The organism is Pelosinus sp. UFO1, assembly GCF_000725345.1.
Taxonomy (GTDB): domain Bacteria; phylum Bacillota; class Negativicutes; order DSM-13327; family DSM-13327; genus Pelosinus.
In genome coordinates this window covers 1001951-1016088 of sequence record NZ_CP008852.1, presented here as the reverse complement: position 1 = coordinate 1016088, position 14138 = coordinate 1001951, and the positions used below count along the sequence as shown (strand labels likewise).

The window sequence follows — 14138 nt, the reverse complement described above, 5'->3', positions numbered from 1 at the left end:
CCAATTATATGCTTGCAATTACCACTACTACGGTATGCAGCTATTTTTATCTATTATTTTCGTTTCATCAAAACATCTGTTTCATATCTTTTTACATCAACCAACCATGATTCTCTTACAGGAACACCCATCTTTTCGCAATAGTAATCCCAGATTGCGCCAAAAGGAAAGGATTTCAATTCTTCTAACAGTACCAAACGAGTGGTAAGATCACCTTTGGCCTCTGCTTCCTTCAATAATTCAGTAGGTTCAAGCATAGCGCGAAGTATTGCCTTTATCATATTCCGTGATCCAATTACCCATGCAGCAATCCGATTGATGCTAGCATCAAAATAATCGAGTCCAATATGTGTTTTATTTAGCAAATTATTGCGTACTAGCTCTTTCGCAATTTCTTGCAACTCATCATCCATAATCACTACATGGTCACTATCCCAACGAACTGGACGGCTCACATGCAATAAAATTTCGGTATCAAATAGTGCAATGGCTGATAGTTTATTTGAAATGGTTTCTGTTGGATGGAAGTGACCTACGTCTAAGCAAATAGCCTTGTCATTTTTAACCGCATAACTCAAACAAAATTCATGGGAGCCAACTACATAACTTTCTGAGCCAATACCGAATAATTTACTTTCAATTGTATCTACGTTATATTGAGGATCAATTTTTTCGCTAAATACTTCATCCAGAGCTTCTTTCATCCGTCTTCTGGGGGCCATACGATCAACAGGTACATCCTTATAGCCATCAGGAAACCAAAAATTAGTCACACAAGTTTGCTTCAATTCTTTGCCGAAATATTCAGATATTTTACGTGCTGCTTTGCAATGCATAATCCAAAACTTCCGTATTTTTTCATCAGGATGACTTATGGAAAAACCATCTTGAAAGTTTGGATGGGAAAAACAACTAGGATTAAAGTCTAGTCCCAGTTTCTGTTCCTTAGCCCATTCTACCCAAGGTTTGAAATGTTTTGGTTCTAATGCATCAAGATCTACCTTTTCATCGGTATCGGCGTAAATGGCATGCAAATTGACCTTGTGCTTCCCTGGAATTACAGCAAGAGCTTTTTCTAAATCTTGGCGAAGTTCTTGAGGGGTACGAGCAGCCCCTGGGTAATTACCTGTAACTGAAATTCCCCCAGATAATTCCTCATTTCTTAGAAACCCATGTACATCATCCCCTTGCCAACAATGCAACGAAATTTTTACTTGCGCTAATTTTTCCAGGACTAAATCCGTATCTACCCCTAATTGACCATAAATCAGTCTTGCTTCTTCATATCGTTTTACTAAGCCATTAACCACTACTGCTACCTCCTTATTTGTTTTAGCTTTGTTTGTCTGATTTCCACTTTATATTGTTATTTACCCATAGACACTAATTGATTAAATCTGTGGTAAACTTCATCTAATTTAGTAATAACAGCTGGCTGATAGGTTTTAATTGGAAAGGAATTCATAATCATATTCCGCGCTTCTTTCAGATTTCTTAGCTCACCAGTACTAATCATCTGCACTACTATATTGCCAAGGGCTGTAGATTCTACAGGGCCCGCTACAACTGGCATTTCAACAACATCTGCCGTCAGCTGGCATAGTAATTCGTTTTGCACTCCACCACCAACTATATGTAGACAATTGACAGGGTATCCAGTAATAGAAGATATTTCTCCTAGGGTTTTACGATATGTAAGTGCAAGGCTGTCAAAAATACAGCGGGCAAGCTCTCCTGCTGTTGTTGGTACTAGCTGCCCTGTATTTCGGCAGTAATTTTGAACTTCCAAAACCATATTTTCTGGTTTTAAGAAACAATCGTCATTACAATGAATCAAAAATTTAAAAGGACTTATTTTGCTAGCTTCTGAGACAAGCTCTGCAAAGGAAAGTTTGTTACCCAAGTTACGGCGAACTTCCTGAATCAGCCAAAGTCCCATAATGTTTTTCAAAAAGCGGTAGGTCCCATAAGCACCCCACTCGTTCGTAAAATTTTTACAAAATGACTCTTGGTTAGCTATGGGAATCATATTTTCCACCCCCATCAATGACCAAGTGCCACTACAAAGGTACGCAAAACATTCCTCCACACCGGGAACTCCAATGACAGCGGATGCCGTATCATGGCTTGCAACGCAAATTAATTCACATCTGGGTAAATTGTGCTGTTTTCTAAGGAGTTCCGAAATAGATCCTATAACTTCCCCAGGTTCGACTAGTGTTGCGAATTGCTCCCTCTTTACACCTATGAGCTTTAACAACTCTTCATCATACTCTTTTGTTTCTAGATTTAATAATTGAGTTGTAGAAGCATTCGTTTTTTCACTGATAAAAATTCCTGTCAACCGGTAATAAAGATAATCAGGCACTAAGAGTATTTTATAGGCCTTCGCCAGCTCTTCCTTATCATGGACATACAACTGAAATAAGGTATTAAAACTTAAAAACTGAATCCCTATTTTTTTATAAATTTCCTCAAGAGATACTTTTTTTCTGATATCTTGAATCGCTGTTTTGGTGCGCTCATCGCGGTAAGCATAAACTTCTTGTATCCGGTTTCCTTTTGCATCAATCAGTGCATAATCTACACCCCAGGTATCAATCCCTAAGGTACATTCTTCAATACCCTTTTCTCTGGCTTTTTTAAGACCATTGACAATTTCATTAAATAATTTTTCAATATTCCAAAAACAACTGCCATTTTCACTCCTAATTTCATTTTCGAAACGATATATCTCTTCTAACTGAATCTTTCCTTCTTGTTTCCATCCTACCACCAAGCGTCCACTGGAGGCACCAATATCCACAGCAATATGCTTTTTCATCCGCAACATCAATCCTTTCCTTTAGACAACTTATTCTGCGAATCAAACATATATTCCTTGTATTTATAAGGTTTTATCTGTTTTTATCTTTATTTTACCACCGCCATCTGCATTGTCAATAAATTTATTGTTGAATTTCTAGTACTTTTTCTTCTTTTCCCTTTACTTCTCTTTTATTTTTCTGTAGAATTATAGTAACTTAAAGAAATAAAGCAACATTTAAAACCACAAAAATGATTCTTTTACAGATATTTACTTAGACAATTTATAAGCTGTATACTAAAATAATGTAAAAGTCTATTTTTTTATTGCATGCCACAACCCAGAGGAGGATCCGTTATGCTTGGAATTGAACGCCGACAACAGATTATTGAACTCATTCAACAAGACAAGAAAGTCTATGTCTCCAACTTAAGCCAATTATTTAAAGTTACAGAAGAAACAATCCGTCGTGACTTAGAAAAATTAGAAAACGAAAGCATGCTAACCCGTACCTATGGTGGCGCTATTTTGAGTCAAAATACATTAGAAGATCTACCATTCCAAACAAGAACATCAATGAATCATGAATTCAAACAAAATATTTCAATAAAAGCTGCTAATTTAGTAAATGACAATGACACCATTATGGTAGATGCCAGCACTACATGCTTAGAACTAATACAAGCGCTTCAAGGGAAAAAAGGGCTTACTATTATTACTAATTCTATTAAAATTCCCTATGATTTTACCAATTCCAATTTTAATATTATTTCAACTGGTGGGAATCTTCGGGCCCATTCTTTAGCACTAGTAGGTTCCGTCGCGCAAAATGCACTTCAAAACTACTACGTTAACATGGCGATCCTGAGTTGTAAGGCCTTGTCTTTGGATAAGGGTATCATGGAATCCAATGAACCAGAGAGTGAATTTAAAAGAAGCATGATCAAACAGGCAGAAAAAGTAATCTTGTTGGCAGATCATACAAAATTCGATAAAACCGGATTCATAAGACTAATTGACTATAGTGATGTCGATTATATAATTACTGACCGGGAACCTGACAGCAATTGGTTAGAACTCTTGCAAGCCAATAAAATTGGGGTAATTTATTAATTTTCAACCTGCAAATAGTCAGCTTACTTATATAAAAAAAGACTTGGCTTGTGCCAAGTCCTCGGACGCAGGCAGAAGCCTTAGTCGTTCTTACTTGGAATCAAGAAAGTGGTATACTTTCTGATTCCGTAAAAAGCAGCACCTAATGGTGCTGCTTCTTTTGCTAAAATCCTTCTATAGCCGTTTTTCTGTATTCATCAACTTCCTGTGTTAATTTATAATCATTTTTCTTTACAAGGGTAAGATAATCACTCATGATCCTAGAAAAACTCCCCTCGTTCCCATTACTAGGTATAGTTTCAAGATAACTTTTCTTAGCAGCTGGAATCATTAGCTTATCCTCGTAACTAAACAGAGGCGTATTATTTGTTCCATACAAAGCAACAATAAGGTATCTCTTGAGTAGAGTTTTTACATCTTCCTTTTTTGCTGAATTACTAAATTCTTTAATAAATCCTTCCTGATTCGTCGCTCGCTTGACCACTTCATCCCAGCTAATCATAAGGCCAGCATCTTTTACTGCTACCTTGTCTGATTCTACTGACATAATATCAATATAGGCAGCAATATCCGAAGTCAGGTTTGATTGATATTTCTTATAAAAAGAATAGTCGATAACAGGGAAATAAAACCCTTCCGCTGTTTCAATTTTAAGCCCCTTATTTTTAGTCTCCAACAATAAATCTTTTATTACTTTATCTTGTATGCTATTTATATAACTTTCAGAGAAATCTCCCCGAAAATTCTTAGCTATTTTTTCTTGGATCTTATCATTCCCATACTTCTCTTCCAGCTTCGTTAAATCAAGTTGCTGATTCTTCTCCAATGTCAGAATCATCTTAGATGCATTCTCAGAGGAAACAACAGAAATCGTTTCATTAATAAATTTAATAAGTTCCTCTGTTGTAAAATCATTTCTCTGCGTCATTTGCTTAAACTCGTCCACGATGGCCTTGTCTTTATTTACATTAGGTTCACCTATCTTCTGTTGTGTTGTTTCATTTATGGATTTTGCTCCAAAACTCGCACATCCACTTAAAGCGGTGAGAAATACTAGCAACAAGATACTAGCAATCATTTTTTTCTTATTAGAATTCATTTAAACGCCTCTTTTCTTAACCTTTTCAATTATCTTAACGTCGCACAATACAAAAGGTAACGGAACTCAGGCTGGTATTTTTTTCATCAACAGCATATGCCTTTTAAACACTCTGCGATTAAAATATAAATCCTGTAAGGTGCGATTACCTTACAGGATTTATATTTAATTTAACCCTTTTGCTTCTCCTTAATCAAATTGGTATTCACACAGGCGGGTAATGGCTTACCTTCTAACCCTGCAAGCAAATTATCAACTGTAAGTTGAGCCATTGCAGTGCGAGTCTCCGTGGTTGCACTGCCAATATGAGGGGTAATAAGAATATTAGGAAGTGTTAATAAAGGATGATCCTTCGGCATTGGCTCGGGATCAGTCACATCAAGAGCTCCATAGGCAATCTGACCTGTTTTTAAAGCGTCAAAAAGCGCATTTGTATCTACAACCGGCCCCCGTGAAACATTGATAAAATAAGCCGTAGATTTCATTTTGTCAAACTGTTCTCGCCCAAACAGCCCCCTAGTTTCCTGAGAGAGAGGTGTCAATACGATGATACAGTCCGCTTTCTCCAATAACGCATCAAACGGTTGATAAGTGGCCCCAATTTTTTCATCATCAAGACGCCGATTTCGATTGTAATAAATGACATTCATACCAAAAGCCCCTGCCCTTTTGGCCACTGCTGCCCCAATCTGCCCCATGCCAACAATGCCAAGGGTCTTACCGGCAAGATCGATGCCAAAAGGTATATTCGAGCCAGAACGCCAAGCACCAGAACGTACAAAATCCCACCCCTCGTGAATCCGCCGTGCTGAGCACAATAGGAGAGAGAATGCTAGATCAGCCGTAGCATCCACTAACACTCCGGGCGTATTACCAAAAGGTATGCCTTTATCGTTACAAGCTTCGATATCAATATTATCATAACCGACTGACGGTTGCGAGATTACTTTCAATTTGGGTGCCTGTTGTAGGAGTTCTTTATCAACCTTAATACTTGCAGTTGCAATAAGTCCCTCTGCATCTTTTAGCCAATCGAATAAAAGTTCTTGTGGAACTGGACCTGATTTCGTCCATTGTTTCACGTCACAAAATTTCTGAATGCGTTCTAAAGCAGGAGCCATTAAGCTACCAGCTATCACTACTTTGTATTTGCTCATTTCAAAAACCACCTATTATTTATTCTTTTCAAAAAAGATAACGTTAGTAATCCTATTTGCCGTAAAAATGCAAACTCCTGCAAAACTGATTCATCTTGGTTTATTTACTGAATTTTTCCACATCAATTCTATACAAAAAATGTAGCACAGTGATGTTCCTTCACTGTGCCACATTTTTTGTATAGAATTTTATTCTCCAGTAGGTTTTAGACGACATAGAAAATGGCGAAGCACTTTAGGCTCATAAGTAAATTCTAAACCTTTAATTTGCTCACGACGCTCCCAGATGTTTGCTAATGCCTTTACCACAACATCCATATGGCGATCCGTATAAACTCTACGTGGAATCGCTAATCTCATAAATTCTACACCGGCTTTTTTCTGTATACCGGTTTCAGGATCACGACCTAAAAGTAATGAACCAACTTCTACAGGACGGACACCACCTTCCAGATAAAGTTCATTACAAAGGGCTTGTGCAGGAAATTGCTCCGCAGGAATATGTGGTAGAAATTTCCCCGCATCAACAAATACGGCATGCCCGCCTACCGGCCATTGAATAGGAATACCTCTCTTACGAAGCTCTTCTCCCAAGTATTCCACTTGACCAATCCGACTTTCTAAAAACTCCTCCTCGATTCCCTCATGAAGCCCAACAGCTAAACATTCCAAATCACGACCTGATAAGCCCCCATAAGTTACGAATCCTTCCATTGGTACGCAAGATGCACAGGCAGCAGCATAAAGATCAGGATCATTTTTTATAGCAATCATCCCGCCCATGTTTACAATTGCATCTTTTTTGGCACTCATCGTCAAGAAATCTCCCATAGCATACATTTCCCTAACGATTTCTTTAATGCTTCTATCAGCATAACCAGCCTCACGCTGCTTTATAAAGTAAGCATTTTCTGCAAAACGAGCGGAATCAAAGTTAATCTTTATACCATATTTATCTGCTATACCTTTTACACCACGAACATTTTCCATAGAAACCGGCTGACCGCCAGCTGAGTTACAAGTAACCGTTATAATAATAAAGGCTATATTTTCTGCTCCCTTCTCAACTATGAAACTTTCTAACCGCTCCAAGTCAAAATTACCTTTGAAGGGATGTTCTTTATCCGTAGCAAAAGCCTCTTTTATGACAAGATTTACAGGTATTGCTTTATTCAATTCAATCCAGGCCATCGTTGTATCAAAATGCATATTACCTAGAACATACTGTCCCTTACGCTTAATCAAATGAGGAAACAGAACCTGTTCAGCTCCACGTCCTTGGTGAGTGGGGATGATATCATTGTAATTAAAAATATCTTTTACTGCATCTTTAACCTTATAAAAAGATCGACCTCCAGCATAGGCTTCATCTCCTACCATCAAAGCAGACCATTGTCGGTCGCTCATCGCTCCCGTACCGCTATCTGTTAGAAGATCAATATATACATCTTCCGCTTTTAACAGAAAAGGATTATACCCAGCTTCTTTTAATGCGAATTCTCTTTCTGCTTTTGAAATTTTACGTAACGGCTCCACCATTTTGATGCGATAAGGCTCAGCTTCTCTACTCATATTAAGGCCCCCTATTATTATATAACCTCTGCATCAATTTACTTTTGCAATTGCCATGCCAAAGTATAATGTAGGAAAATCATACGTAATTGCTTGTTTGTATATATGGTTTCAGTCTTCTGATAATTTTTCATGCCAAGAATTCGTCTCACTGAAAACATTTCTTCTCACCCAGGCACTGTTATAAAAATGCATGATTTTTATACTATTACTTAGGTTTTTACCTTCGAGGATAATGCATAATTTTATGGATTTTCATCTTGTTTAAAATAGTCGTATTGGAAACCCCTAAAGCTTGCCCGGCTAATCTAGAGGAAGGATATTTCTTTAAAACTTTCTTAATAACTTCTTTTTCAACCTCGGCGACAATATCTTTTAGCGGGCGACACTGTCCATCACTAGGAAGTTCAAACTGCAAAATATTGTTGCCTTCTATTTTATAAGTGAGCTGGCTCGTAACATCCCTTAAATCAGTCCAAGTTAAAACGTGCTCAGATGTAATCTCTGTAGCGTTAGTCAAATTAAGAAGCCGCTCCAAAGTATTTTCTAATTGTCGTACATTACCCGGCCATTCTTGCGTCATAAAAAGGTCAAGACTCTCTTTCGATAATCGAACCTCTGGTTTATCTAGCTTCTCACAAATTTTACGAATCAAGCGTTGTACAAGTAGAGGGATATCTTCTTTTCGTTCTCGAAGTGGAGCAATGGTAAGAGGAATTACATTTAGCCTATAATATAAATCTCTCCTAAATTCTCCTTTTTCCAGCAGATCTTCCAGGTTACGATGTGTTGCAGCTATAATGCGAACATCAATCGGTATTTCCTTATTTCCACCTACTCTACGAATTACACCTTCCTGCAATACTCGTAGTAATTTCACTTGCAACCGATGAGTTATCTCACCTATCTCATCTAAAAATAATGTACCACCATTGGCTTGCTCAAACAGTCCTCTCTTCCCACCCCTTAATGCACCTGTAAAAGCACCTTCATCATAGCCGAATAGCTCACTCTCTAGAAGAGTATCCGCTAAAGCTGTACAGTTTATCGCAATAAATGGAGCCTTATACCTAGGCCCATCTGCGTGAATCGCTGTTGCAAATAATTCTTTTCCTGTGCCGCTTTCTCCACGTAATAGAATGGTAGAGCTGCTCTTAGCCACCGTGCGAGCAGAAGCGATAAGTTGATTCATCTTTTGACTTTGGTACACAATATCGTCAAATGTAGTTAATCTGTGCATATTACCCACCCTAGAGATAATATTCTCCACTTGATGAAAGTCTTTAATCGTCGAGACAGCCCCGATAATTTTCCCTTGATCATTTTTGACAGCTACACTACTCATAAGATAATGGATTGTTCTTTCAGCTATTTTAACCTTTTGTTCCCTTAACTTATAGGTCTTGCCACTTTCTAAAGTATCAAGAATCGGGGAGTTGGAAGTTAAAAGTTCTTCAGCCCCTAATCCAATCAACTCCCTAGGGCTGCAATAAAATATCTTACAGGCAACTTCATTAACGTGGGTAATCTTCCCTTCCTTATCAATTGCAAGAATACCTTCGCTCACAGAATTCAAAATAGTTCGTAATTCATGTTCTCTTTCTTCGTAGGGCATTTGCGCACAAAATTTGAGGGAATTTACCCCTACTACTGATGTTAGATCCTCCATTAGTTTTTCAACCTGACTATCTACACCACAACGAAATTTAATTACCATACCATGCTTTGGCAGTACTTCCATAGCTATTTTGTCGATATTATTCTGTTCTGTACGTTTAAATATTTCATAGCCTAATCCAGGGTAATCTATAAAATCAATTTGAATTACATATTCCTGCATGAATATCAGTTCCCCTCTCATCTATCGACTACATACTCAGATACTTCAATTATACTAAATTTAACCAACCTATTAAAAATAAAAGAGATGAACTAATTGTCTAATTCATCTCTTTACTCCAATCTTTAATAATCTTTTTGATAGGCTGCCTGTATTGTAGAGCCTTTTAAAAACAGTTTATGCTATCTCTTGTTCAACAACATACGATTTAGAAAGATTAAAGTATATAGTGAAAATTGTTCCATTTCTTCCTGTGCTAACATCAATCTTTGCCTCATGCCTATCCACAATGCGATAACAGACAGAAAGCCCCAGTCCTGTTCCTCCGTCCTTCGTAGTAACAAAGGGTATACCTAACTTATCCATCACTTCATTTGGGATTCCTTTTCCAGTATCCTGCACTTCTAACACAACATTATCATTATGTAAATAGGTTCGAACTATGACCTCTCCCCTATCTTCAATTGCCTCGAAACCATTTCGCACAAGGTTTAAAATAAGCTGTCGTATTTCCTTTTCATCAAAATCGCTATCTGGTATATTGCTACATTCCGCATTAATTTCATGACCCCAACAAAGGGCATCCGCCTGGAGAAGAGGGAGTATAGTTTGTATGACTTTGTTTAAATTTCCACGTTTCATATCTACAGCCTTATTTTTAGCAAGAGAGAGAAATTCCGTTATTATGCTGTTCGCTCTATCCAATTCCTCAATCATAGTGCCTAGACTCTCACCGTACTTAAGAAATTGTTCCTTCTTTTGAAACAACTGTAGATACCCTCTCACTGTAGTCATAGGATTACGTACTTCATGACCAATTGCAGCGGCCATTTCACCGACAATATTAAGACGGTCTATTTGAGCCATTCTCCTCTCAAGCTGCTGCTTTTCCGTTACGTCACGGGCAATGCATAAGACACTTTCCACCTGTCCATCTTTGTTAAACTCGGGTATAAGGCGTATAGAATAAAAATGTTGATCATCTAGACGAACACTCCATGACTCAATCTCTAATTTAGAGCCTGTATAAAATACAGCATCCAAATTCTTCACCCAACGAGAACAGTACTCCTCAGGTGCACCCGTTTCTGCCGATGTTTTGCCGACGGCTTGGGCAAGAGATATGCCTGTAATCAACGTGAATGCAGGATTGACATAGATAAAACGATACTCCTTATCAAATCGACAGATAACATCAGGGCTATTCTCAACTAACTTTCGATATTGCTGCTCACTCTGCTGCAATTGCTGTGTTCTATAGCTGACCTCGTCTTCCAGTCTAGCATTCAGCCATTGAAGATCTGCTTGCGCTTTTTTTCGCTCTACGATCTCTTTCTCCATGGAAACGTTGATTTCTCTTATCTCAACTACCTTACTCTCTAGTTTCACCTCATTTTCTTTGAGGAGACCTACGGTATTTTCAATTATAAAACTCATTTGCAGGAAAGACTTACAAAGATTACCTAACTCTTGCGGCATTTTTCTTAACTCTTTATTGCGCTCAATTTTTTCATATTTTTCTGTTGAAATCAAATTAGACTGACCAATCAACCAATCAATCGGCTTTTTAATAAAATTCGTTAGCCGCGTGGCAAAAGGCAAGATCAAGACAAGGAGTAACAGCGTACCTCCAGCCATTTTTCCAAGTTGAGTGTAAATTGGAGTAAGAATTTCTTCCTCATCAACACTGCCAACCAGCGTCCATCCGCGTTCGGGCATATATTGGTAAGCACCCATTACCTTGTTACCCAAATAATCCGTCCAACTGGCCTTACCTGTTTCGCCAATATGTATACTTGCCAAAGCCTCACTAGAAAGTTTAACTTCTTTTTTAGAATCACCCTCTAAAATTCCTTCCTCAATTAGTGTGGTAACGTATCGTGGCTGGGCAATCAATTTCCCTGCGCGATTTACTAGGAGTATTTCTCCTGTTTCTCCCATCCAATTCTCACGCAACAGTGTCTCTATCTTCGTCGTTCGTACGGAACCAAGTAACACTCCTTGAAAGATTCCTTCATTGTCATATATTGGAGAAGAAAAATTAATAATTGGTAATCCACTATTTCGGCCGATTACTATATCGGATATATACTCTTCCCCCGCTAACGCTCCTTGAAAATAAGTTTGGTTAATTGCTGATGAAAATTGAATTCCCCCAGGCAATGTAGATATTTTGAATAACCCATCCCGGTCAATGAATGATAATGAATCAAACTCCTTACTGTTCTGTTGTGTTAGTTCTAGGGCGATCTTCATTTGTTCCTCATCTAAGGTACGAAAAGATTTTAACTGACTTAACATATGAACGTCTATAGCTCTTTCTTCTAACCAATATTCGATCAATCGTCTCTGAAAATCGACCCGTTGACTGATTAATTCAAGCTTTTTCTGTTTAACAATGTTAATTTGATTAATCGTATAAATAGCCATAATCAACAAGCTGGGGACAACAACAAGAATAACTGTCCATAATCTAAATTGGCGTTGCAAAGTTTGAGTTTTCATACTCTCCACTCCTCAAAGAATTTCCGCCTCGACTATTCACTCAGATATCCTAATACTGCTTTATTTGCCATTAAAATACAAAATTCCTGCAAGTTTTTACCTTTTGCAGGATTTTGTCCTTTGGATATTTCTTAGAGGCAATACCAACATGTAGTAAATCTCTCATTCATTTAACACAGAATAATCCTTTACAACATTTCATACAACAACATTTTACATGTCTTTATTGGAAAAACATTTGTAATTTCCTTGTTTTGGTACTATACTATATTCATTGAGACATATTAATAAATGTTACCTCAATGCAGAGGCTCCCTTGAGGGATGCCTCTATTTTTTTATAAGGAGGAATAAAAGATGAATACCATAAAAATAATCCTAACCATTCTTCCCTTTGTTTGGACAATTGGTATGGTCCCCTTTGCAAACAAGGTTTTTCCGATTGTGCTAGGATTACCCTTTTTAGCTTTTTGGTTTGTCACTGGGATTTTCCTTGCTTTTCTTTGCTTACAGGCTATTTATTTCATCGATTCAAGACATAGACAAGACTCTTAACTTTCAAAAAAGGATGGTGCAACATGAGTAATGAAACAGTTTCACTTTTAATTATATTTTTGTTTATTATTACAGCAACAATTATTGGCTTAATTCCCGGCATGAATAAAAAGATGAATCTTGAAGAATGGGCCGTTGGCGGACGTAATTTTGGCAGATGGCTAAACTGGTTTATCTTAGCAGGTGAAATTTATACTGCCTTTGCTTTTTTAGGTGCCAGTGGCTGGGCCTATTCTCGTGGAGGCCCAACTTTTTACATATTAGGTTATGGTGCCTTAGCCTATATTGTCGGGTACTATCTGTTACCTACCATTTCGCCCATTGGTCGCAAACATGGTCTAATGACACAACCTGATCTAATTGAGCATTTATATGACAGTAAAAACTTAAGCTTACTGACTGCAATCATTGGCGTTGCCTTTTTGCTTCCCTACTTACAACTACAATTAACTGGTCTTGGGCTCATTATCGAAACTTGCTCTTATGGGCAACTTACTCGAATTCCTGCTATGTTAATTGCTTTTATTTTGGTTGCCTCCTTTGTTTATTTAAGTGGCTTAAAAGGTGTCGCTTCTACTGCGGTGCTGAAAGATATATTATTAATGATTGCTGTTGTCTTCTTTGGCCTTTACCTCCCCATCCACTACTTTGGCAGCTTAGGTGGCATGTTTGAAGCCCTCGAAATTGCTAAACCAGGTTTTCTTGCCTTACCGGGGGGAACCAAAAACTTTGATGTAAGTTGGGTAATGTCTACCTTAGTCGTAACAAGTCTAGGATTTTATATGTGGCCTCATTTCACTACCAATAGTTTCAGCGCCCGCAATCCTGATGTACTCCGCCATAACGCGATTTACTTACCCTTATACCAGATTTGTTTGCTCTTTCCAATGCTAGTAGGTTTTGCTGCTCTGCTACTACTCGAATCACCTTTGAAAACGCCTGATATGGCCTTCATGACCATAGTACAAAAACTTTTTCCCGGCTGGACGTTAGGCCTTGTTGGCGGTGCAGGTGCCTTGGCTTGTATGATTCCAGCTGCCGATTTACTTTTGTCCACCTCAATGCTCTTTACCCGCAATATTTACAGCAAAATCATTGGAAAGAATACGTCCCCGAATAACCTAATCAATGTTGCAAGAATTACATTACTAGCACTTACTACCATTGCTCTTTGTTTGGCTATTTTTCTTCCCAATATGCTTGTTAACTTACTCCTTACAGGGTACTCAGGTGTTACACAATTCTTTCCTATGATTGTGCTAGGGCTTTATTGGAAAAAAGCCACAAGGCTCGGAGCATATTCAGGATTGATAATCGGGGAAATTCTCGTATTCACTTTGATTCTAGGAAAAATGGATCCTTTGCCCTTCGCTGGTATGAATTTAAACGCAGGTTTTGTAGCTTTGCTTGCTAATTCAATTGTTTTTGTTCTGGTAAGCTTAGTTACCTATACTCCTATAAAAACAAAAAGCGAGGTTAATCTATAACTTAT

At 37.9% G+C, this 14138-nt stretch carries 10 protein-coding genes; 3 read left to right on the top strand and 7 right to left on the bottom strand.

Going from position 1 to position 14138, the window contains the following annotated elements:
* Positions 1 to 53: 53 nt before the first annotated feature.
* Together rhaA and rhaB are read right to left on the bottom strand one after the other, a co-directional pair.
* A complete protein-coding gene (rhaA, locus tag UFO1_RS04495) occupies positions 54 to 1310 on the bottom strand; it encodes an L-rhamnose isomerase (RefSeq protein WP_038668382.1) in 1257 nt (418 codons plus the stop codon).
* Between the two features lie 56 nt (positions 1311 to 1366).
* Complete coding sequence (gene rhaB / locus UFO1_RS04490; protein ID WP_038674920.1) at positions 1367 to 2824, bottom strand: rhamnulokinase; 1458 nt, start codon at positions 2822 to 2824, stop codon at positions 1367 to 1369.
* A 339-nt stretch (positions 2825 to 3163) separates the two neighbouring features.
* On the opposite strand from rhaB, the gene UFO1_RS04485 reads away from it, so the two are divergent.
* On the top strand, positions 3164 to 3919 hold the full coding sequence (locus UFO1_RS04485; protein ID WP_038668379.1) for a DeoR/GlpR family DNA-binding transcription regulator: 756 nt from the start codon (positions 3164 to 3166) through the stop codon (positions 3917 to 3919).
* Positions 3920 to 4082: 163 nt separating this feature from the next.
* On the opposite strand, the gene UFO1_RS04480 is transcribed toward UFO1_RS04485, so the two are convergent.
* The 5 genes from UFO1_RS04480 to UFO1_RS24715 form a co-directional block, all read right to left on the bottom strand.
* The gene (locus tag UFO1_RS04480; protein ID WP_038668375.1) at positions 4083 to 5018 is read right to left on the bottom strand and encodes a hypothetical protein; all 936 of its coding nucleotides are present in this window, start codon (positions 5016 to 5018) and stop codon (positions 4083 to 4085) included.
* Positions 5019 to 5188: 170 nt separating this feature from the next.
* A complete protein-coding gene (locus UFO1_RS04475) occupies positions 5189 to 6175 on the bottom strand; it encodes a D-glycerate dehydrogenase (RefSeq protein ID WP_038668372.1) in 987 nt (328 codons plus the stop codon).
* A gap of 189 nt (positions 6176 to 6364) precedes the next feature.
* Complete coding sequence (locus UFO1_RS04470; protein WP_038668369.1) at positions 6365 to 7747, bottom strand: tryptophanase; 1383 nt, start codon at positions 7745 to 7747, stop codon at positions 6365 to 6367.
* 220 nt (positions 7748 to 7967) lie between these two features.
* Positions 7968 to 9587, bottom strand: a complete 1620-nt coding sequence (locus UFO1_RS04465) for a sigma-54-dependent Fis family transcriptional regulator (RefSeq protein ID WP_038668367.1) — start codon at positions 9585 to 9587, stop codon at positions 7968 to 7970.
* Between the two features lie 177 nt (positions 9588 to 9764).
* Complete coding sequence (locus tag UFO1_RS24715; protein WP_051788824.1) at positions 9765 to 12092, bottom strand: PAS domain-containing sensor histidine kinase; 2328 nt, start codon at positions 12090 to 12092, stop codon at positions 9765 to 9767.
* Between the two features lie 356 nt (positions 12093 to 12448).
* Between UFO1_RS24715 and UFO1_RS04450 the strand changes: the two genes are divergently transcribed.
* Both UFO1_RS04450 and UFO1_RS04445 read left to right on the top strand, forming a co-directional pair.
* On the top strand, positions 12449 to 12646 hold the full coding sequence (locus UFO1_RS04450) for a DUF3311 domain-containing protein (protein WP_038668364.1): 198 nt from the start codon (positions 12449 to 12451) through the stop codon (positions 12644 to 12646).
* Positions 12647 to 12669: 23 nt separating this feature from the next.
* Entirely contained in the window at positions 12670 to 14133 is a 1464-nt protein-coding gene (locus UFO1_RS04445; protein WP_038668362.1) for a sodium:solute symporter, read from the top strand.
* Positions 14134 to 14138 lie beyond the last annotated feature (5 nt).

Coding starts and splice junctions, on each gene's coding strand:
- rhaB (WP_038674920.1), bottom strand. CDS start 2,824: ATGAAAAAGCATATTGCTGTGGATATTGGTGCCTCCAGTGGACGCTTG.
- UFO1_RS04475 (WP_038668372.1), bottom strand. CDS start 6,175: ATGAGCAAATACAAAGTAGTGATAGCTGGTAGCTTAATGGCTCCTGCT.
- UFO1_RS04445 (WP_038668362.1), top strand. CDS start 12,670: ATGAGTAATGAAACAGTTTCACTTTTAATTATATTTTTGTTTATTATT.
- UFO1_RS04465 (WP_038668367.1), bottom strand. CDS start 9,587: ATGCAGGAATATGTAATTCAAATTGATTTTATAGATTACCCTGGATTA.
- UFO1_RS04485 (WP_038668379.1), top strand. CDS start 3,164: ATGCTTGGAATTGAACGCCGACAACAGATTATTGAACTCATTCAACAA.
- UFO1_RS04480 (WP_038668375.1), bottom strand. CDS start 5,018: ATGAATTCTAATAAGAAAAAAATGATTGCTAGTATCTTGTTGCTAGTA.
- UFO1_RS04470 (WP_038668369.1), bottom strand. CDS start 7,747: ATGAGTAGAGAAGCTGAGCCTTATCGCATCAAAATGGTGGAGCCGTTA.
- UFO1_RS24715 (WP_051788824.1), bottom strand. CDS start 12,092: ATGAAAACTCAAACTTTGCAACGCCAATTTAGATTATGGACAGTTATT.
- UFO1_RS04450 (WP_038668364.1), top strand. CDS start 12,449: ATGAATACCATAAAAATAATCCTAACCATTCTTCCCTTTGTTTGGACA.